The organism is Paucihalobacter sp. (genome assembly GCF_036825875.1).
In the GTDB taxonomy this organism is placed as follows: domain Bacteria; phylum Bacteroidota; class Bacteroidia; order Flavobacteriales; family Flavobacteriaceae; genus Paucihalobacter.
In genome coordinates, this window is the sequence record NZ_DAISXK010000004.1 from 1 (window position 1) to 20189 (window position 20189).

General features: G+C 36.1%; 16 protein-coding genes and 1 riboswitch. Of the genes, 5 read left to right on the top strand and 11 right to left on the bottom strand.

Translation table 11 applies throughout. The features are described from left to right. Window positions 1-332: prephenate dehydratase domain-containing protein (locus V7Z48_RS01990; RefSeq protein WP_334111713.1), on the bottom strand; the 332-nt coding region annotated here is incomplete at its 3' end. A gap of 251 nt (window positions 333-583) precedes the next feature. Here V7Z48_RS01990 and gldA point away from each other — a divergent pair. Beyond that, on the top strand, window positions 584-1480 hold the full coding sequence (gldA, locus tag V7Z48_RS01995; protein ID WP_334111714.1) for a gliding motility-associated ABC transporter ATP-binding subunit GldA: 897 nt from the start codon (window positions 584-586) through the stop codon (window positions 1478-1480). On the opposite strand, the gene V7Z48_RS02000 is transcribed toward gldA, so the two are convergent. The 9 genes from V7Z48_RS02000 to V7Z48_RS02040 form a co-directional block, all read right to left on the bottom strand. Continuing rightward, entirely contained in the window at window positions 1473-2219 is a 747-nt protein-coding gene (locus tag V7Z48_RS02000) for a head GIN domain-containing protein (RefSeq protein ID WP_334111715.1), read from the bottom strand. The two genes, gldA and V7Z48_RS02000, sit on opposite strands and share 8 nt — an antisense overlap. A gap of 2 nt (window positions 2220-2221) precedes the next feature. Next, window positions 2222-3316 (bottom strand): acyloxyacyl hydrolase, encoded by a 1095-nt coding sequence (locus V7Z48_RS02005; RefSeq protein WP_334111716.1) that lies wholly within the window; start codon window positions 3314-3316, stop codon window positions 2222-2224. Window positions 3317-3350: 34 nt separating this feature from the next. Next, entirely contained in the window at window positions 3351-4307 is a 957-nt protein-coding gene (metF, locus tag V7Z48_RS02010; RefSeq protein WP_334111717.1) for a methylenetetrahydrofolate reductase [NAD(P)H], read from the bottom strand. Window positions 4308-4531: 224 nt separating this feature from the next. Beyond that, window positions 4532-7225: a methionine synthase gene (gene metH, locus V7Z48_RS02015; RefSeq protein WP_334111718.1), complete on the bottom strand. Its 2694-nt coding sequence runs from the start codon at window positions 7223-7225 to the stop codon at window positions 4532-4534. 11 nt (window positions 7226-7236) lie between these two features. Next, window positions 7237-8253, bottom strand: coding sequence for a homocysteine S-methyltransferase family protein (locus tag V7Z48_RS02020; protein ID WP_334111719.1), 1017 nt, complete (start codon window positions 8251-8253; stop codon window positions 7237-7239). A gap of 37 nt (window positions 8254-8290) precedes the next feature. Beyond that, the gene (locus V7Z48_RS02025) at window positions 8291-9454 is read right to left on the bottom strand and encodes a trans-sulfuration enzyme family protein (protein WP_334111720.1); all 1164 of its coding nucleotides are present in this window, start codon (window positions 9452-9454) and stop codon (window positions 8291-8293) included. Between the two features lie 44 nt (window positions 9455-9498). Then, on the bottom strand, window positions 9499-10515 hold the full coding sequence (locus V7Z48_RS02030; protein WP_334111721.1) for an alpha/beta fold hydrolase: 1017 nt from the start codon (window positions 10513-10515) through the stop codon (window positions 9499-9501). A gap of 37 nt (window positions 10516-10552) precedes the next feature. After that, window positions 10553-11845: an O-acetylhomoserine aminocarboxypropyltransferase/cysteine synthase family protein gene (locus tag V7Z48_RS02035; protein WP_334111722.1), complete on the bottom strand. Its 1293-nt coding sequence runs from the start codon at window positions 11843-11845 to the stop codon at window positions 10553-10555. Window positions 11846-11969: 124 nt separating this feature from the next. Beyond that, window positions 11970-12094, bottom strand: a riboswitch (SAM riboswitch). Window positions 12095-12155: 61 nt separating this feature from the next. Then, a complete protein-coding gene (locus tag V7Z48_RS02040; RefSeq protein ID WP_334111723.1) occupies window positions 12156-13724 on the bottom strand; it encodes a hypothetical protein in 1569 nt (522 codons plus the stop codon). 147 nt (window positions 13725-13871) lie between these two features. On the opposite strand from V7Z48_RS02040, the gene V7Z48_RS02045 reads away from it, so the two are divergent. The 4 genes from V7Z48_RS02045 to leuB all read left to right on the top strand — a co-directional run bounded on the left by V7Z48_RS02045 (window position 13872) and on the right by leuB (window position 18387). Beyond that, window positions 13872-15047, top strand: a complete 1176-nt coding sequence (locus tag V7Z48_RS02045; protein ID WP_334111724.1) for a 2-isopropylmalate synthase — start codon at window positions 13872-13874, stop codon at window positions 15045-15047. 9 nt (window positions 15048-15056) lie between these two features. Further along, window positions 15057-16439 (top strand): 3-isopropylmalate dehydratase large subunit, encoded by a 1383-nt coding sequence (gene leuC / locus V7Z48_RS02050; RefSeq protein ID WP_334111725.1) that lies wholly within the window; start codon window positions 15057-15059, stop codon window positions 16437-16439. After that, the gene (gene leuD / locus V7Z48_RS02055; RefSeq protein WP_334111726.1) at window positions 16440-17030 is read left to right on the top strand and encodes a 3-isopropylmalate dehydratase small subunit; all 591 of its coding nucleotides are present in this window, start codon (window positions 16440-16442) and stop codon (window positions 17028-17030) included. It begins immediately after the preceding gene. 238 nt (window positions 17031-17268) lie between these two features. Then, window positions 17269-18387, top strand: coding sequence for a 3-isopropylmalate dehydrogenase (gene leuB, locus V7Z48_RS02060; RefSeq protein WP_334111727.1), 1119 nt, complete (start codon window positions 17269-17271; stop codon window positions 18385-18387). A gap of 448 nt (window positions 18388-18835) precedes the next feature. On the opposite strand, the gene argH is transcribed toward leuB, so the two are convergent. Then, complete coding sequence (gene argH, locus V7Z48_RS02065; RefSeq protein WP_334111728.1) at window positions 18836-20110, bottom strand: argininosuccinate lyase; 1275 nt, start codon at window positions 20108-20110, stop codon at window positions 18836-18838. Window positions 20111-20189: the final 79 nt, after the last annotated feature.

A 20189-nucleotide genomic window follows, 5' to 3' on the forward strand; every position in this document is an offset into this window, starting at 1 on the left:
TGCAATAACGCCATTGGATGCGAATAAACTTCTTGAATATCAGAAATTTTTTGATTGGGTAAAGCCATTAAGTGATGCTGAATATCTAAATAATGTTCTCCGGTTATATGAAGGTTATTGACGTCAATTAAAGCATAATTAGGAAGTATAGAACCAGCTATTGAATTCTCTAAAGCCATAATTACAGCATCACTTGCACCAGATATCACGCTATCAACTGCTTGGTCGAACGACAAAAATTCGTTTACGGTAACTTCATTTCCAAAATACTGCTGACTTACAATATGGTGAAACGACCCTTTAATTCCTTGTATGGCGACTTTTTTTATCATGTCAAAAAAAAAGTCCCGATATTATATCGAGACCTTTGTAAATTGTTATATCTGTTTTTAAACACACATAGCAGGTCTCGTTTCTTTGCTAAAAAAGAAATAAAACCAGTTATAATATGTGTTAGTATTAATCATATTGTGAATTGAGTTGGCTAAAGTAATTAATAAATTGAAAAAACAAAATCTATTAAACAAAATTTTAGCTTTCAACGTTATCAAAATACTTATTTTTACCAAAATTTTGTTTTTTTATGTCTATAAAAGTTGAAAATCTTTCAAAATTTTACGGAAACCAAGCTGCTTTAAAATCTATTTCTTTTGAAATAAAAAAGGGTGAAATTGTTGGTTTTTTAGGTCCGAATGGCGCTGGTAAATCAACCATGATGAAAATTCTAACTACTTATATTCCCGCTTCCGAAGGCATGGCAATGGTAAATGATTTCAATGTGAGCCTTCAAGCTAAAGAAGTTCAAAAGCGAATTGGTTATTTGCCTGAGCACAATCCGTTGTATTTAGAATTATATGTAAAAGAATACTTACAATTTAACGCTGACATATTCAAAATAGGCAAAACACGTATTGAAGAAGTCATTAACCAGACGGGTTTGACATCCGAAGCTCATAAAAAAATCGGACAACTTTCTAAAGGTTATCGGCAGCGTGTTGGTTTGGCTGTTGCCTTGCTGCATAATCCCGATGTTTTGATTCTTGATGAACCAACCACCGGTTTAGATCCGAATCAGTTGGTTGAAGTGCGACAACTCATCAAATCCTTGGCAAAAGATAAAACCATCTTCCTTTCAACCCATATCATGCAAGAAGTTGAAGCCATGTGCGATCGAGTTATTATTATTAACAAAGGTGAAATTGTAGCAGATAAACTGCTTAAATCTTTAAGAGATAATGATAAACAAATTGTAGTGGTTGAATTTGATTACCGCGTTGAAGACGAATTTTTAAAGCGATTGCCTTATGTTACCAAAGTTTTGAACCCTCACGATTTTACTTACGAAATTACTTTTAACACGCAAAAAGATATGCGTTCGTATGTGTTTGATTTTGCGCATGATAATAACTTGAAAATTCTGCAATTAAATCAAAAAAATACCAATTTGGAAAGTTTGTTTAGAGAATTGACTGCTAGTTGAAAATTAACTGACCGGTAAATAAAACTTCTACTTCAACGTTTGGCGGCTGGTTGATGGCAATAACATCACCTGTAGAGACAATTTGCCCAATTATTGATTGTTGTGGATTCACAATCATATCGTTACCGCCACGGTGAAAAATATTTACATTCTGAGCTATAAGATTTCTACCTTCAAATCGACCTGCACCAGCAAAAAAGCGTACTCTTAAATTGTTAACGCTGCCATCTAAATAGAAAGACGACAAACCGTTGGCTACAATATCTATATTATTTGATGCCACCGAAAGTCTAAAATCACCCATTGTAAATGTACCTGGCATGTTGAAACTTTCTGAAATTAAGGTGAGGTTTTCAAAATTTAAAATGCCATTCGAGGTTGTTTCGTATTGGGTTGAAGTTCGTATTTCTGTTAAGGTTGGTGTAAAAACCGTTATTTTGGTAATGCCAAAATCTCGTACAAAATTGCAGGTATTATCATCAGTTAAGATGAGTTGGTCGTTTACAACCAACGCCATTACATCGTTTAAAAGGTTGCTTCCTGTTTCAATTAACACTGCATATTCGTCAGCTTCTTCTACTATTAAGGTAATATCTCTATTAACTAAAATTCGGCTGAATTCGGGAACCTCCCGAAATTCTTGAATAGTAGTTCCAGCCGTTTGAAAACAATCATTGGCATTTTCGCTATCGCAGGCAATAAGAGTGAAAATTAACAGTATGTAAGTTAGTTTTTTCATAATTATAGCCTCACGCCAATTCCAAATTCCACAGCTTCAGCTTTGGCGCCGTGTGACTTCAAGGTGACTGCACCGAATAACTTATCGCCAAAATAACGTTTTAAACCCACTCTAAAATAGGTACGTCCTTCAAAATCGAAAGGATAATAAACGTAATATCCCAATTGTGTTTCTAAGGACATCTTATTAACAAACAATTCGTGACCTACAAACAAGCCTACACGTTTAAAATCTTCATCACCATTTACCTCATTTTCAGGAAATGCTACACTTTGATAATTAATTAATTCTTTTAAAAAATTTGAAAAAAACATATCGGCACCAAATTGAACTGCACTACTTTTACTCAATCTCTTATCAGCGTAGGCCGAAAAAATATAAAATGGATATTGACTACTTCCAATTACGTCGCTTTGGTTGATTCCAGACCTGAAAACAAGGTTGTATTTTATGGGTTGTGTGAATTTTTCCTTCGTATTGTTTGAAATAAATTCCGGGTCTTGATCTTCCAAACTATAGGTCAAGCCAAAATTTAAGGTTACTGAATTGATGCTCGTATTTGGGGCTTTCACATTGGCATTTGAATAGTGAATCAACGCCAATCCCGTTTGAAAACCAAATCGATCAAAAAGGCGTTCCTTTTTATAATTCAGCATAACATATGTGCTACTCATAACACGCGAACCAAAGGCGATATTCTTAAAATTATTTTCTTTGTCGTAAGGATTGGTAGTAAGCGCCAAACCTTGACCTATACGCAGCATTACATTTCGATTGAAAAAATAGAAATTGTAATGTCCGTAAATTGCATAATTTTCGCCAAGTGCTTCATTCTTTAAATTCTGATAGGTAAAAGACACGCCGTAATCGGGATAATTAAAGCGTTGCTCCCATTCTTGATGACCGAAAGTCTTTTTATTCCAACTAACAATAAGTCCTTCGGGTCGGCCACTAATCAAATGTAAAATATCGTCGTTATGTAAAGCGATATTGCCTTTAAAATAATTTAGATCAAAATAGGAAGTGTTGGTTGGTTCTTCTTGTGAAAAAAGAAAGCCACCAATAAAGAATACCAAAACACCAAGCTGGTTTTTCATTCATAAACAATTCGCGACAAAATTAAGAGAATATTTAAAATACCTGGCTTGCAATGGCTTTTATATTGTCGCTTTTCCCCATGGAGTAGTAATGCAGAATTGGAATTCCTGCTTCCATTAATTCTTTTGATTGTGCCACACACCATTCTATGCCTACTTGCCTGATATCCTCATTAGTTTTGCATTTAATGATTTCCAAAATAAGTGCTTCAGGCAAATCAACATGAAAGCGGTGTGGAATTAAATTCAAGTGTTTTTTGATGGCAATTGGCTTTAATCCTGGAATTATTGGCACTGTAATGCCTTCGGAACGGCATTTTTCAACAAAACTGAAATATTTTTGATTGTCAAAAAACATTTGTGTGACTACGTATTCGGCACCATTGTTAATTTTCTTTTTTAAGTAATGAATATCACTATCTAAACTTGGTGCTTCCATATGCTTTTCCGGATAAGCACCAACTCCAATACAAAAATTGGTAGGTGCACAATTTTGTAAGTCCTCATCTAGGTAAAGACCTTTATTTAAATCGGTGATTTGAGTAACCAATTCTGATGCATAAGAATGTCCATCTTTTTCAGGCTCAAAATAGGTTTCCGATTTAATCGCATCGCCACGTAGGGCCATCACGTTGTGAATCCCTAAAAAATCAATGTCGATTAAAAAATTCTCGGTGTCTTCTTTGGTAAAACCACCACACAAAATATGCGGAATGGCGTCTACCTTATACTTGTTTTGAATAGCGGCGCAAATACCAACTGTTCCAGGTCTTTTCCGGACGACTTGTTTTTTTAACAAATCGTTTCCTAAATTTTTATACGTGTATTCTTCTCTATGATAGGTTACATCAATAAATGGTGGATTAAATTCCATTAAGGGATCGATATTATCAAAAATAGAATTGATATTTTGTCCTTTCAATGGTGGTAATATTTCAAAAGTGAATTGGGTCTTTCCGTTTGAATTTTCAATGTGTTTGGTTACTTTCATAGTGTTTTTCGCAAAAGTGAGAAGAATTTATAAGTTCTATCTTTCTCTATTTCTGTTATATAGCATTGAAATATGTTATTAACAAAGAGACTGTTGTTAATAGTAATACTTGCAAGGCAAATTTTAATTCAATTTTATATTTTTTCATTTCTGTAGGTTTAAAAATTCCGTGCAAAATTAACATCTTACAGCGTTTAAACCTTTAAGTCAGTTAAACTAAATTGTTAAGTTTCTGCCAAATTTGGATTTAACCATTTTCTCGCTTCATTTTCACTAATATTCCGGCGTTTGGCATAATCTTTCAATTGATCTTCTGTTATCTTTCCAAGTCCAAAATACTTGGCCTCTTTATTACCAAAATAATAGCCACTTACACTTGCAGCTGGCCACATGGCAAGACTTTCGGTGAGTTTAACACCAATTTCTTCTTCAACATTTAAAAGTTTCCAGATGGTTAATTTCTCTAGGTGATCTGGACACGCTGGATATCCAGGTGCTGGTCTGATACCTTTGTAGGCTTCTTTGATTAAATCGGTATTAGTTAGATTTTCATTTTCGGCGTAGGCCCAATACTTAGTACGTACTTCTTTGTGCAAATATTCGGCAAAGGCTTCAGCTAGTCTGTCTGCCAAAGCTTTGATCATAATAGAATTATAATCGTCATGGTTTTTTTCAAATTCAGTCGCCAATTCTTGTGTGCCAAATCCTGTAGAAACGCAAAAAGCACCCAAATAATCTTGTTTACCGCTATCTTTTGGTGCAATAAAATCGGATAAAGCAAAATTTGGTAACTCGTCCCGCTTTTGAAGTTGCTGGCGTAAGGTTAGAAATTTAAAAGTTTTCGCATTCTTAATTTCATCGGTTTCGTTTAAAACCTGCTTAACTTCTATATCGTCGTCGTCAACTGTATTTGCCGGGAATAAACCAAAAATAGCTTTGGCCTTCAACAACTTTTCGTCTAAAATTTGTTTTAATAGTTTTTGTGCATCTGCAAATAATTCGGTAGCTTGTTTTCCAACAACCTCATCATTTAAAATCTCTGGATATTTTCCATGCAAGTCCCAGCTTCTAAAAAATGGTGTCCAATCTATAAAATCGATGAGTTTTGAAAGGTCTAAATCTTGCAACACCTGAATACCTAATTGTTTTGGTTTTGAAATGGTTGTTTCATTCCAATTTATTTTGAACTTTCGTGCTCTTGCTTCTTCCAGAGTTCGGTATTCTTTATCTCTGGTACGATTGAGAAATTGCTCACGAAATTTATCGTATTCCTCACGAATTTGACTTTTGTAAACGGCATTATTATTCTGAAGTAAATCACCTACCACCGTAACCGCTCTAGAAGCATCATTAATATGAACGACCGTATGTTGATAATGCGGCGCAATTTTTACGGCAGTATGGGCTTTAGAAGTGGTTGCACCACCAATAATTAGTGGAATTTGAATATTTTGACGCTCTAATTCTTTCGAAATGTAAACCATTAAAGATGGCGTGATTAAACCGCTTAAACCAATAATGTCAACTTTTTCACGTACTGCAGTTTCGATAATTTTTTCTGGCGGAACCATCACTCCTAAATCAATAATTTCGTAGTTATTACAACCCAAAACGACACTTACAATATTCTTACCGATATCGTGTACGTCACCTTTTACTGTTGCCATCAAAATTCTACCTGCAAATTCTTGTTTTCCATCTTTTTCGGCTTCGATAAAGGGTTGTAAATACGCCACTGCCTTTTTCATAACCCGAGCAGATTTTACCACTTGCGGCAAGAACATTTTCCCGCTGCCAAATAAATCGCCCACCACGTTCATCCCAATCATCAAATGACCTTCAATTACACTAATCGGTTTTTGAACCGACAATCGTGCTTCTTCAACATCTTCAACAATAAAAGCATCCAAGCCTTTAACCAAAGCATGTGTGATTCGCGCTTGCAAATCGAGACTTCTCCATTCTAAAACCGTTTCTGTGGCATCTTTTTTCTGATCCTTAACCGAATCGGCATAATCCAACAACCGCTCGGTAGCGTCGTCTCTTCTGTCGAACAAAACATCCTCAACGCGCTCTAATAAATCCTTATTTATTTCATCATAAACCTCGAGCATTGCTGGGTTTACGATTCCCATATTCATACCGTTTTTAATAGCATGGTATAAAAATGCCGAGTGCATTGCTTCGCGTACAATATTATTTCCTCTAAATGAAAATGAAACATTACTTACACCACCAGAAACACTGGCATGAGGTAAGTTTTTACGAATCCATTTGGTGGCTTCAAAGAAATCCAGCGCATTTTTTCGATGTTCATCCATTCCAGTGGCTACCGGAAAAATATTGGGGTCGAAAATAATATCCTGCGGTGGAAAACCAACTTCATGAACTAATATGTCGTAAGATCGCTTGCAAATATCGATGCGACGTTGATAAGTATCGGCCTGACCAGCTTCGTCAAAAGCCATCACAATCACGGCAGCGCCATAACGTTTTACCAATTTGGCATGGTGCTTAAACTGTGCTTCGCCTTCTTTTAAGCTAATGGAGTTCACCACACTTTTACCTTGAACCACACGCAAGCCAGCTTCAATAATTTCCCATTTTGAACTGTCTATCATTAAGGGAATTCGGGAAATATCGGGTTCGGAAGCAATTAAGTTTAGGAATGTTGTCATGGCTTCTACGCCATCCAACATGCCTTCATCCATATTGACATCTAAAATTTGTGCGCCGCCATCCACTTGATTTCTGGCGACTTCTAAAGCTTCAGTAAAATTGCGTTCTTTTATCAGTCTTAAAAATTGTCTTGAACCAGTCACGTTGGTCCGCTCGCCCACATTAATAAAATTGCTGTTCGGTCCAATTAATAGAGGTTCTAATCCAGATAAGCTTAAATATTTAATTTTTTCAGACACAAAAATGAGATTTAGATGTTGGGTTGTAAAATTTGGTTTCCAGCTTTTCGGGGTTGATAGTTTTTTGCAACTTCGGCAATTGCCTTAATATGTTCCGGATTGGTCCCGCAACAGCCGCCTATGATATTGATTAGACCTTCTTTTAAATATTCTTCAATGTAAGACTGCATTTCGGCAGCACTTTCGTCGTATTCTCCAAAGGCGTTTGGCAAACCAGCATTGGGATGTGCAGAGGTATAAAATTCGGTTTCATAGGCCAATCTTTTTAAATACGGAAAGAGTTGCTCGGCACCTAAAGCACAGTTAAAACCAACACTCAATAAAGGAATATGCGAAATGGAGGTTAAAAAAGCTTCAACTGTTTGACCAGAAAGTGTTCTCCCTGACGCATCGGTAATTGTACCCGATACCATGATAGGAATATTAATATTATCTTCCTCTTTTATTTCTTCAATGGCAAATAATGCCGCCTTGGCATTCAAGGTGTCAAAAACCGTTTCAACTAAAAGCACATCAACGCCACCTTTAATTAAAGCTTTGGCTTGCTGTTTGTAGGCAATCCGTAAGTCTTCAAAAGTTACGGCTCGATATTCCGGCTTGTTAACATCTGGCGAAAGACTTGCCGTTCTATTAGTCGGACCAATACTGCCTGCCACAAATCTTGGCTTATTTGGATTTTTAGCTGTGAATTCTTGGGCTACTTCTTTGGCTATTCTTGCCGATTCATAATTGAGCTCATCCACTAAGAACTCCATATTGTAATCGGCCATTGCGATGGTTGTTCCCGAAAATGTGTTGGTTTCTACAATATCGGCACCAGCTTCAAAATATTGGCGATGAATGTCGGCAATCGCTTTTGGCTGGGTTAGTGACAGCAAATCGTTATTGCCTTTTAGCGAACTTGGATAATCCTTAAAACGTTCGCCTCTAAAATCTTCTTCCGAAAAATTATAGCGCTGTAACATGGTTCCCATGGCACCGTCTAAAATTAGAATTTTCTGATTTATAGCTTCAATTATGTTATTCATATAGAATGTGTTTGAAAGTTGATTTGTTTCAACTTGCTTAAAATTGTAATGCCTGTTCTAAATCACTTATAATATCATCGGGATGTTCTAAACCCACCGAAATACGCACCATTCCTGGAGAAATACCAGCTTCTTGGCGTTCCTCTTCCGTTAATTTTGCATGCGTTGTGGATGCTGGATGCGTTACTATGGTTCTGGTATCACCCAGATTTGCTGAAAGGGATAATAATTTTATTGAATTTAAAAATTCACGTCCCGCTTCTACTCCACCAATAATCTCGAAAGCAACCACATTCCCGCCAAGTTTCATTTGTTTTTTTGCCAATTCGTGTTGCGCATGAGATTTTAAAAATGGATATTTTACAAATTTAACTTTTTTATGCGTTTCTAAAAACTGCGCCACTTTCAGTGCATTTTCGCAATGCCTATCTACTCTAACCGCCAAGGTTTCTAGACTCTTGGATAAAATCCATGCATTAAACGGCGAGAGTGCCGGACCAGTATTTCTTGCAAACAAATATATTTTCTGAATTAATTCAGCTTTACCAACGGTGATGCCGCCAAGCACACGACCTTGACCATCAATTAATTTGGTAGCTGAGTGAATTACCAAATCGGCACCAAACTTTATAGGCTGCTGTAAATAAGGTGTTGCAAAACAATTATCAATAATTAGAATGAGTTTGTGCTTTTTAGCAATCTTTCCTAAATACTCTAAATCAAGTATATCTACGGCTGGATTGGTTGGACTTTCAGCATAAATAACCTTGGTGTTAGGCTGAATTAATGTTTCTATCGATTCAGGTTCGTTAACTTTAAAATAGCTTGTGTTGATATTCCACTTTGGAAAAATAGTTTTGTACATGCTTTGTGTAGAACCAAAAACACTGCTCGAAGACAGAATATGATCGCCCGAATTTAAAAGTGCTGCAAAGGTTGAAAACACTGCTGCCATTCCCGATGCAAACGCAAAACCACTTTCGGCACCTTCCATAGCACAAATTTTCTCGATAAATTCTGAAGTGTTTGGATTGGAATAACGGCTGTAAACATTGCGGTCTTTTTCATCAGCAAAAGAAGCGCGCATATCTTCAGCATCCTCAAACACATAACTAGAAGTTAGGTATAATGGATTTGAATGTTCTAGAAATTTAGAACGTTCAATTTGGGTTCTTATAGCATTGGTTTCAAATTTTTTCAAACTGGTTTTCTCGTTATTTCGTTTTTACTGTTTCGATACAAATATTATAAACTTGCAAAACTTCTTTTGCCGTCTTTAGTTAGTGTTTTTTTTTGAGGCTGAAAAATTGGAATTAAAAACTTAGACAATTGATCAAAAGCCATTAAAAACGCATCATGGCCATGAATTGATTTTATTTCGAAAATGCTCACATCTTCCTTAACCGATTTCAGTTCCACATAGGTTTCCCAGCACTCATCAGATTTAAATAGCAAGTCCGAATTAATTGTCACCAAATGAATATGTGCCGTAATTTTTGATGCTATCTCAGTAAAATTATCACCATTTCTCGTGATATCAATAGTTTTTAAAAATTGATTCATGAGTTTATAAGCCGATAATTTAAATCGGTCTGTAAGTTTATTACCATGATGATTCAGCCAACTTTCAATATAAAACAGACCGGATTCGTGTTGGTTTCTGTTGAATTTTTCACGAAAGGATTCTGGCGTTCTGTACAAAGTCATGGCATGCATGCGTGCATCCGCTAAAGCTGTTTTTGAATGATTAAGAATAGCATCTTGAATGTGACAATTTGCGATTAACCAATCCGAAGATTTCCAATGACAAGCAATAGGAATTAAATGCTGACACAATTCTGGCTTTTGAGCTGCCATTTCCCAAGCAATACCACCACCGACTGAGCCACCAATAATAGCAAATAATTGATGTATTTGTAATTGCTCAAGTGCTGAATTGAATATGGTAGCGACATCCGACGTAACGTAATCTTTGTAATTATTGATTAACTGATTTTCATCGCCATCGTAACCATTACCAGGAATATTAAAGGCCAAAACTCGGTAGGTATTGGTGTCAATTACTTTGTGTTCACCAACCAAATCTTGCCACCAACCATCTGGTCCGGTGATATTTGAATTACCTGTTAAAGCATGAATCACCAATACTACAGGCGCATCAGAATTCTGATTTCCGAATAGCTGATATGAAATATTAATTTTTATGGTATTGCCATTTGCCAAAGTTACCTCTGGCAAATGGGAATAAAGAAGTTGATTCATAACCGTTTTTATTAGCCTTAAATAGACAATTCCTTATTTAAATTAATTGCTTGGTTTTTACCGTCGCGAATGCTTCTTTTAAATCGGATTTTAAATCTTCAATATTTTCAATACCAACCGATAATCTGATTAAATCTTTGCTAACACCGGTTAACAATTGCGCTTCGTCACTCAATTGCTGGTGCGTGGTACTCGCTGGATGAATAATTAAGGATTTGGTATCGCCAATATTGGCTAATAATGAAAACAATTTAGTACTGTCAACTATTTTTTTCGCTGCCTCGAAACCACCTTTTGCTCCAAAAGTCACAATACCACTTTGGCCTTCTGGTAAATACTTTTCGGCTAAGGTTTTATATTTACTTGATTTTAATCCTGGATAATTAACCCATTCCACTTCTTCTTGTTTTTCTAACCATTCTGCCAGTTGCAAGGCGTTTTCGCTGTGTTTTTTAATGCGAAGTTCTAAAGTTTCCAATCCTTGAATAATTTGCCATGCATTAAACGGACTTAACGCACCTCCGTAATCTCTTAAACCTTCAATTCTTACTTTAGCAATAAAAGCTGCTTCTTCTAAAGCTTCGCTGTAAACTAAACCGTGGTAGCCAGCTGAAGGCTCAGTGAATTCTGGAAACTTTCCGTTCGTCCAGTCAAAAGTACCTGCATCTATTATAACGCCACCAAGTGCGGTGCCATTGCCGTTGATGTACTTTGTGAGTGAATGGATTACAATGTTTGCTCCGTGTTCAATAGGATTTAACAAATAAGGTGTAGCCACCGTGTTATCAACAATAAAAGGCACTTTAAACGACTTGGCTTGTTTTGCTATGGCCTCGATATCTAAAACATCTAATTTTGGATTTCCAACCGATTCAATGTAAAAAGCTCTCGTATTTTCTTGGGCTGCTTTTGCAAAATTTTCAGGATTTGAAGGATCTACAAAAGTGGTTGTGATACCATGTCTGGGCAAGGTAACACTCAACAAATTATAAGTGCCTCCATACAAACTGTTTGACGCTACAATGTGGTCGCCAGCTTTTAACAAGGTTAAAAAAGTAGTTGCGGTCGCAGCTGTTCCCGACGCAGTTACCACGGCTGCAATACCACCTTCTAAGGCTGCTAATCTTTGTTCGAGAACATCGTTTGTTGGATTGTTAATTCTGGTATAAATGTTACCAGTTTCGGCTAGCGAGAATAAATTGGCTGCGTGATCTGTATTGTTAAATACGTAAGCAGTAGATTGGTAAATTGGCACCGCTCTTGTGCCACCATTTTTTTGAACATCGTGTCCAGCATGCAACGCTTTGGTTGCGAATTTTTGTGTACTCATTTTTCTAATTTTTTTTGAGTTAATAAATAATTAAATCAAACAAGCCAAATAAGTCAATTGTTTGACCTACTTGTTAGAAAAATGTTATTAAGAAAAATATCGATATGCAGAAAGCATATCGCTTGAGTTATCTATCCAACTATCACAATAAATGAATTGTGTTGTCGGGTAGAATTTAGCACCTTCTTTATTGCTAAAGGGTTGCTAAGGCTTCAACGGGTCTATTCCCTCCGCCTTTCTTGATAACATTTCAGTAAGTGTTTGAACTTTGTGAATGCAAATATTCAATCATAAAAAGTTAAAAACAAAATTAATTGGCTATTTTTTTATTAGAAATTTCAATTTCAGCTAAATATTTGTTTCTTATCACCTGATCTACGGGTATATTATGAATTCTGCTTTCTAACCATGAAATGATATCTAAATACAAAAATGCACGACGCTCATACGGATCGTTTTCAAATTGCTTTAATTTTTTGTGTAAATCAATAAACGCTTTTTTAATGTTTTGAGGGTATAAGTCTTGTAAGCTTTTGATAAAATTTATCATTTCATTTTGTACTTCATTGAGTTCATCCATTTTAATTAAAAACTTGTAAGTTTCTCTCAATAAAACATCAAAATTATAATCGAGTCCAGCTTCGTAATGTGCAAATAAATTGAGAACGCGCGAAAAGCACATTAAATCTTCGCGCATTGATAAGGATTTGTTTGAAATAATTTTATCCAAATAAAAAATGCAAAGCTTGTAATTTCCAACTCCAAAATAAAGACTGGCGATTTTATAGTAAAATACCATAACGTGATGCTCATCAATCCTGTTTTTGAAACGGTCGAGTCCTTTTAAAATACCATCAACTTCATGCAATCCTTCGGAAAACCTACCTTGCATAAAATACAAATTTAAGCGGTTGGTTTTAAGATACATAAAACTAAGCCCTTCAATATTATCATCTTTAGGAAATGCTTTATCGCTGGTTTTGAGTTCAAAATTTAGTAAGGCAGCTTCGTATCGTTTGTGATCTCGCACGAAAAAAAGTGCTTCTAATAGGTATTGGTTTCCTTTTAAAAAAGAAACAGGATTCAGGCCAATCATTTGTGGATACTCATTAAATAAATCTACCCATTTTTTCGAATATTTGAAACACGCAGTGAAATCTTGAATTAAAAAATTATACCACAAATTGGCATTGTAAAGCCATAATTTTTCTCTAAAACCAATAGATTGAATGTCTAATTTTGGTAACTGATTATAAAAATAGGTTGAGATTTCTTTCTTTTCATTGTCGTTTTTAACGTATCCAGATTTTAGAATAATACTGTATAGCTGAAGTGATAAGTTTGAAAGCTTACTAGCCAAAACATTCAACTTACTCAAACGCTCTGCCTCGGCGATTAAAGTGTCCGCTCTATTTGAAATACTTCTAGTAATATATTGCGATTCAATTATTTTTTCTAATTCTACAATCTCATAAGCAAGATTTTTTTCTTCATGATTGAAGGCAATTTCCTTCGATTTATCTAAAACCTTGAGACTTTGCTTGTACAAACCTTTGTGATACAAGATAGATGCAAAATCCAACTGCTCACGAATTTGTGAGCGAATATTTTGATGAAAAGGATTTAACTTTAAACTAATTAAAATTTGTTTGTATAAATGTGCTTTTACATTGGCTAGTTGTTGTTTTTTTACGAGCCCAGTTTTTAAAATTTCCTTTTCGTTATATGTCGTGGCCTTGTCTAACAGATTGAATAAATTTAAAAACTTGGAGTCAGCATTGCCTCCTAATCTACCAACATATAACTTAAATTGACGCTTTTCGGATTTGGTAAGCGACTTAATAAGTAAAAATAAATTATCCTTTTCTTCCTTTGTCATCGACTAAAATTTTTTATATAGATCTGATTACTATATGCTTTCAAAAGATATTATGAGTTGAACATCGTAAAGTTGACTGAATGTAGCAAGCCTTAGACAAATCGAAAATATAACTTAGCAAATTAATAGAAAAATATCTTTAGATAAATGTCTGATAATAAAATTCAAATTTTCGACACAACCCTAAGAGACGGAGAACAAGTGCCTGGTTGTAAGTTAAATGCCAATCAAAAAGTAATTATTGCCAAGCAACTTGATATTTTGGGTGTTGATGTTATTGAAGCGGGTTTTCCAGTTTCTAGTCCAGGTGATTTTAAATCGGTGGAAGCCATTGCTAAAATAATTCAAAATGCTACCGTTTGCGGGCTCACACGTGCCGTTGAAAACGATATAAAGGTAGCAGCAGAAGCATTGAAATATGCAAGAAAACCAAGAATTCACACTGGGATTGGCACATCAGATTCGCATATCAAATACAAATTTAATTCCAATAAAGAAGCCATTATACAGCGCGCATTTGATGCGGTGAAATTCGCCAAAACATTTGTTGAAGACGTAGAGTTTTATGCCGAAGATGCTGGCCGAACAGACAATGAATATTTGGCACGTGTTTGCGAAGCCGCAATAAAAGCTGGCGCTACTGTTTTGAATATTCCAGACACAACTGGTTATTGTTTACCAAGTGAATATGGTGCCAAAATGAAATACCTAAAAGAAAATGTAAAAGGTATTGAAAAGGCGATTTTATCTTGTCATTGCCACAACGACTTAGGCTTGGCCACTGCCAACTCTATTGAAGGCGTTATTAATGGTGCCAGACAAATAGAATGTACCATAAATGGGATTGGTGAACGCGCTGGAAACACCGCTTTAGAAGAAGTGGTTATGATTTTAAAACAACATCCTTATCTCAATTTAGACACCAATATCAATACCCAATATCTTTATGGGATTAGCCAATTAGTGTCGGATAGTATGGGTATTTACACGCAGCCTAACAAAGCGATTGTAGGAGCGAATGCCTTTGCGCATAGCTCTGGAATTCATCAAGATGGTGTGATTAAAAATCGTGCAACCTACGAGATCATAGACCCAAAAGATGTGGGTGTTACCGAATCGGCAATCGTGCTCACTGCCAGAAGCGGTAGAGCAGCTTTAGCCTACAGAGCTAAAAATATTGGCTACGAATTAACCAAGTTACAATTAGACGATGTGTATATTAATTTTCTGAATTTTGCAGATCATAAAAAAGAAATTAATGATGATGATATTCACCAAATAATTGAAACCAGTAAAGTTTATAATGAAATAATCTCAGCTTAAATTTTTTAAATGAAAAAAACATTGTTCGATAAGGTTTGGGATGCACACGTGGTTACCGGTATAGAAAATGGCCCACAGGTGTTGTATATAGACCAACATTTAATACATGAAGTTACCAGTCCGCAGGCTTTTAAAGAATTAGAAAACAGAAATATTCCTGTATTTAGGCCAAACCAAGTGGTAGCGACTGCCGATCACAATACGCCTACCATAAATCAACATTTACCAATTAAAGATGTACTGTCTAAAAATCAACTAAAACAACTGTCAGAAAATTGTAGAAACCACAATATAACCCTATACGAATTAGGACATAAGTACAACGGTATAGTTCATGTTATGGCTCCAGAATTAGGTATCACACAACCCGGAATGACCATTGTTTGCGGCGATTCGCACACCTCAACCCACGGTGCTTTTGGCAGTATTGCATTTGGCATTGGCACCAGCCAAGTAGCACAAGTATTTGCAAGTCAGTGTTTACTGTTGTCCAAACCAAAAAGCTTAAGAGTAGTGATTAATGGCAAGTTAAAGAGTGGCGTTCTACCAAAGGACGTCATTCTTTATATAATTTCGAAATTGGGGACCAACGCAGGCACAGGTTATTTCTGTGAATATGCGGGAGAGGTGTTTGAAAACATGTCGATGGAAGGCCGAATGACCGTCTGCAATATGAGTATAGAAATGGGTGCTCGCGGTGGGATGATTGCACCAGACGCCATTACTTTTGAATATATTAAAGGCAGAAAATTTGCGCCACAAGGCGAGGCATTAGATAAAAAGATTGCTTATTGGAAAACACTTCCAACCGACGACGGTGCTACATTTGATAAAGAATACGTGTTTGATGCTGCTGATATTGAGCCGATGATTACTTACGGAACCAATCCTGGAATGGGTATTAAAATTACCGAAAATATTCCCACAACCGACGATGCCTCTTTTGAAAAGTCTTTAGCATATATGAATTTTAAAAAGGGAGAATCGCTCATCAACAAATCCATTAATTACGTTTTTATAGGTAGTTGTACAAATTCTAGAATTGAAGATTTTAGAGTGGTTGCCGATTACGTAAAAGGCAAACAAAAAGCCAAAAATGTAACCGCATGGTTGGTACCAGGAAGCAAACAAGTTGAAGCATTAATTATTGAAGAAGGCTTGAAATCTATTTTTGACGATGCCGGTTTTGAATTACGTCAACCCGGATGTAGCGCCTGTTTAGCCATGAACGACGATAAAATACCGCAAGGCGAATACTGCGTTTCTACATCCAATAGAAACTTTGAAGGCCGACAAGGTCAAGGGTCTAGAACCATCTTGGCAAGTCCGTTAGTAGCTGCTGCCACCGCAATTGAAGGTAAAATAATTGATATAACCAAACAGCTTAATTAAATGGAAAAGTTTATAACATTACAATCAACCGCTGTTCCGTTGACCATTGAAAATATAGATACTGACCAGATTATTCCCGCGCGTTTTTTAAAAGCAACCAATAGAGAAGGTTTTGGCAACAATGTTTTTAGAGATTGGCGCTACAATAAAGACGGTTCTAAAAATGAAAGCTTTGTATTAAACAATAATAAATACGCTGGCAAAATATTGGTTGCTGGCGATAATTTTGGCTGTGGATCTAGTCGGGAGCATGCCGCCTGGGCACTTGCCGATTATGGGTTTAAAGTTATTGTATCTAGTTTTTTTGCTGATATTTTTAAAGGGAATGCCCTTAACAACGGTTTGTTACCAGTACAAGTATCAGCGGCATTTTTAAAGGTGCTATTAAGCGAAATCACAGATAATCCCGATACCGTATTAAAAGTAGATTTGGTAGAACAATCCATCTCCATTGAAGGCACAAATTTTAAAGAACAATTTGAAATTGATGCTTACAAAAAAACCTGTATGATTAATGGTTATGACGATATCGATTTTTTATTGAGTAAAAAATCCGACATAGAACGTTTTGAAAAAAACGTGGTGAACTAGCCGAAACCCACTTTAGCGATTGAACGGCCTGTTTGAGCTCTCTACCTAACCATAGTTGGGTAGAAGCGAGTAGTGAAAGCGCGACCCCCAAGCAAACTTGGGGGTAACGCCCAAACATAAATTATAATAAAAGAAACATCATCAAAATATGAAACACCCATGTAAAAACTTTGCACACAGAGGCTTGATTATCCTAGGGTGTTTCATGTGACCATTGAAAATAAATAAATATAAACACATGAAATTAAGTATTGCTGTTTTAGCTGGAGATGGTATTGGGCCTGAGGTTACCAATCAAGCAATTAAAGTTTTAAAAGCTGTGGCACTTGAGTTTGACCACACGTTTTTATTTAATGAGGCTTCTGTTGGCGCTACAGCTATTGATTTGTTTAACAATCCATTACCAGACGAAACTCTAAAACTTTGCAAAGCAAGCGATGCTATTTTATTTGGTGCTATTGGCGATCCAAAATACGATAACGACCCGAGTGCCAAAGTTAGACCAGAACAAGGTTTGTTAAAATTGCGGAAAGAATTGGGTTTGTATGCCAATATTAGACCTGTAAAAGCATACGAGACTTTGTTGAGTAAGTCACCATTGAAGAAACAAATCATTCAAGGTACCGATATTAGTATTTATCGAGAACTTACTGGTGGCATTTATTTTGGTGAGAAAAAATTAAGTGAGGATGGGAATACAGCCTCTGACTTATGTGAATATTCTAGATTTGAAATTGAGCGCATTGCCCATTTGGCATTTAAAGCAGCGCAAACCAGAAAGAAAAAAGTAACCTTAGTAGATAAAGCAAATGTGCTAGAAACTTCGCGTTTATGGCGTAAAGTGGTGACTGAGGTAGCTGAAAATTATAAGGATGTTAGTTTGGACTTTTTATTTGTGGACAATGCTGCAATGCAAATGATTTTAAATCCTAAGCAATTTGATGTGATTTTAACCGAAAACTTGTTTGGTGATGTTATTAGCGATGAAGCCAGTGTGATTGGTGGTTCTATTGGTTTGTTGGCATCGGCATCTATTGGCGATACATATGCCATGTTTGAACCCATACACGGCTCTTACCCTCAGGCAACAGGAAAAGGTATTGCCAACCCTATTGCGGCTATTTTATCGGCTGCCATGTTATTGGAACATTTTAAATTGTTTGAAGAAGCCGAATTGGTAAAAGAAGGTGTTGAAAAGTCCTTAAAATTACACATCACCACACCCGATTTAAACTCGAAGTTTGATACTATTACTACTACAAAGGTTGGGGATTTTATTGCAGATTTTATTAGTAATCCTAAAGATTCTAATCTGAATTTCACGAATATTCATTTAGGACAATCCACTATAATTTAATCTTATTTGGGTAAGTCTATTAGTTATAGTGGCCACAAAAAAGCATCTGTCTCAGGTGCTTTTTTAGTGTATTTATTTTGAGGTAATTGGATTTATAACTAAGTTGTTTTAACTTAGCCATTAAGCGAAACCTACGGCTTCAAGTTTTTGTAATTAATCCAACCCCATGAGAAAGGATTAGCTACGCTGAATCTTCGATTTGACAGTGTCGAAACTGCGTTATCGCGCGAAAGCAGTGCGGAAAAACTGAGGTAATTCCTTATCTGGAATAGTTCTAAAAAAGCCAAGGTAGGGCTTATCTATGGCTTTGCTATGGAGTAAGGTGGGAGCATCCATAGGGGAGCCATAAGATTTGGATGCTTTAAGTACTAGTTTCCGATAGTGTGGGAAAGGATTTGCTGAGTCTTTAATTTGACTTCGTCGAATCTTTGTTTTTGTGCGGTAGCATTTAGCGCGGAAACTTCTCCCGAATGTCATCCAAACACAAATTTCCTAAACTGCCAATATGAGTGTGTTGTTTTGATGCATTGGGTTTATAAGTGCCATCTTGTACTTGCTTACCTATTTTTTGGTAAGCTTCTCTAAAGGATAATCCTTCTAATACAAAATTATTGATACTATCTACCGTGAAAAGATGCTTGTATTTGTCATCGTTCAGGTCAATTTCTTTTACAATAATCTGCTGAATGGCGTAATTAAAAATATCGAGTAGGTCCTTCACCTCTTCTACTGCGGCGATACTGTTTTCTTTTAGCAACTGAAAATCTCGGTGATAACCACTTGGCAAATTGTTAGTAATTAAAACCATTTCGCTGTATAAAGCCTGAATTTTGTTGCATTTTCCTCTTATTAATTCAAAGACATCTGGATTTTTTTTGTGTGGCATGATGCTGCTTCCGGTGGTAAGTTGATCTGGAAATGAGATAAATCCGAAATTCTGACTGTTGTAAAGGCAAATATCCATTGCAAATCGCGCCATGGTATTGCACAAACTTCCAAGTGCCATCGCTAAAGTTCGCTCACTTTTCCCGCGACTCATTTGGGCTGCCACTACATTGAATTTTAAGGTTGAAAAGTTTAGCTCCTTGGTAGTGAATTCTCTATCTATCGAAAATGAACTACCATAACCAGCTGCGGATCCTAACGGATTTTGATCTACCGTCTTGATGGCGGCATCTAACAAATAAACATCGTCAATTAAAACTTCTGCATAAGCCGAAAACCACAACCCGAACGAGGATGGCATGGCGACCTGCAAATGGGTGTAGCCAGGAAGCAAGGTATTTTGATGGGTATCGGCTAGCGATAACAAGGTATCAAAAAAGGTTTTTGCTTTGATTCTGATATCCTTTAAATGGTCTTTGTAAAACAAGTGCAAAGCCACCAAAACTTGGTCGTTTCTAGATCGTGCCGTGTGAATCTTTTTTCCAGTGTCGCCTAATGTTTTAATCAGTTCAAATTCAATTTTTGAATGTACATCTTCAAATTGGGGTTCGATAACAAACGAATCATCTTCAATCTGTTGAGAAATGTTGGTTAATTCTTGCTCAAGTTGAAACAATTCTTCCTTGGTTAACAAACCTATATGTGCGAGCATTTTTGCATGTGCTAAAGACGCTTGCACATCATACTTGGCAATGTGTAAATCAATCTCACGATCGTTTCCAACAGTAAATTGTTCTATTTTTTTGTCTATTGAAATGCCTTTATCCCAGAGTTTCATCTTTAAGTTTTTATTTGTTTATAATTGATCAGATGCAATGCCACGCTCCTCTTGCACTATTATCAAACTTTATTAAGTG

Bases quoted from the DNA above. Each gene is read 5' to 3' on its own strand.
- leuB (WP_334111727.1), top strand. From the start codon at position 17,269: ATGAAATTAAGTATTGCTGTTTTAGCTGGAGATGGTATTGGGCCTGAG.
- V7Z48_RS02000 (WP_334111715.1), bottom strand. From the start codon at position 2,219: ATGAAAAAACTAACTTACATACTGTTAATTTTCACTCTTATTGCCTGC.
- argH (WP_334111728.1), bottom strand. From the start codon at position 20,110: ATGAAACTCTGGGATAAAGGCATTTCAATAGACAAAAAAATAGAACAA.
- V7Z48_RS02005 (WP_334111716.1), bottom strand. From the start codon at position 3,316: ATGAAAAACCAGCTTGGTGTTTTGGTATTCTTTATTGGTGGCTTTCTT.
- leuC (WP_334111725.1), top strand. From the start codon at position 15,057: ATGAAAAAAACATTGTTCGATAAGGTTTGGGATGCACACGTGGTTACC.
- gldA (WP_334111714.1), top strand. From the start codon at position 584: ATGTCTATAAAAGTTGAAAATCTTTCAAAATTTTACGGAAACCAAGCT.
- V7Z48_RS02030 (WP_334111721.1), bottom strand. From the start codon at position 10,515: ATGAATCAACTTCTTTATTCCCATTTGCCAGAGGTAACTTTGGCAAAT.
- V7Z48_RS02020 (WP_334111719.1), bottom strand. From the start codon at position 8,253: ATGAATAACATAATTGAAGCTATAAATCAGAAAATTCTAATTTTAGAC.
- V7Z48_RS02040 (WP_334111723.1), bottom strand. From the start codon at position 13,724: ATGACAAAGGAAGAAAAGGATAATTTATTTTTACTTATTAAGTCGCTT.
- V7Z48_RS02035 (WP_334111722.1), bottom strand. From the start codon at position 11,845: ATGAGTACACAAAAATTCGCAACCAAAGCGTTGCATGCTGGACACGAT.
- metF (WP_334111717.1), bottom strand. From the start codon at position 4,307: ATGAAAGTAACCAAACACATTGAAAATTCAAACGGAAAGACCCAATTC.
- V7Z48_RS02045 (WP_334111724.1), top strand. From the start codon at position 13,872: ATGTCTGATAATAAAATTCAAATTTTCGACACAACCCTAAGAGACGGA.
- leuD (WP_334111726.1), top strand. From the start codon at position 16,440: ATGGAAAAGTTTATAACATTACAATCAACCGCTGTTCCGTTGACCATT.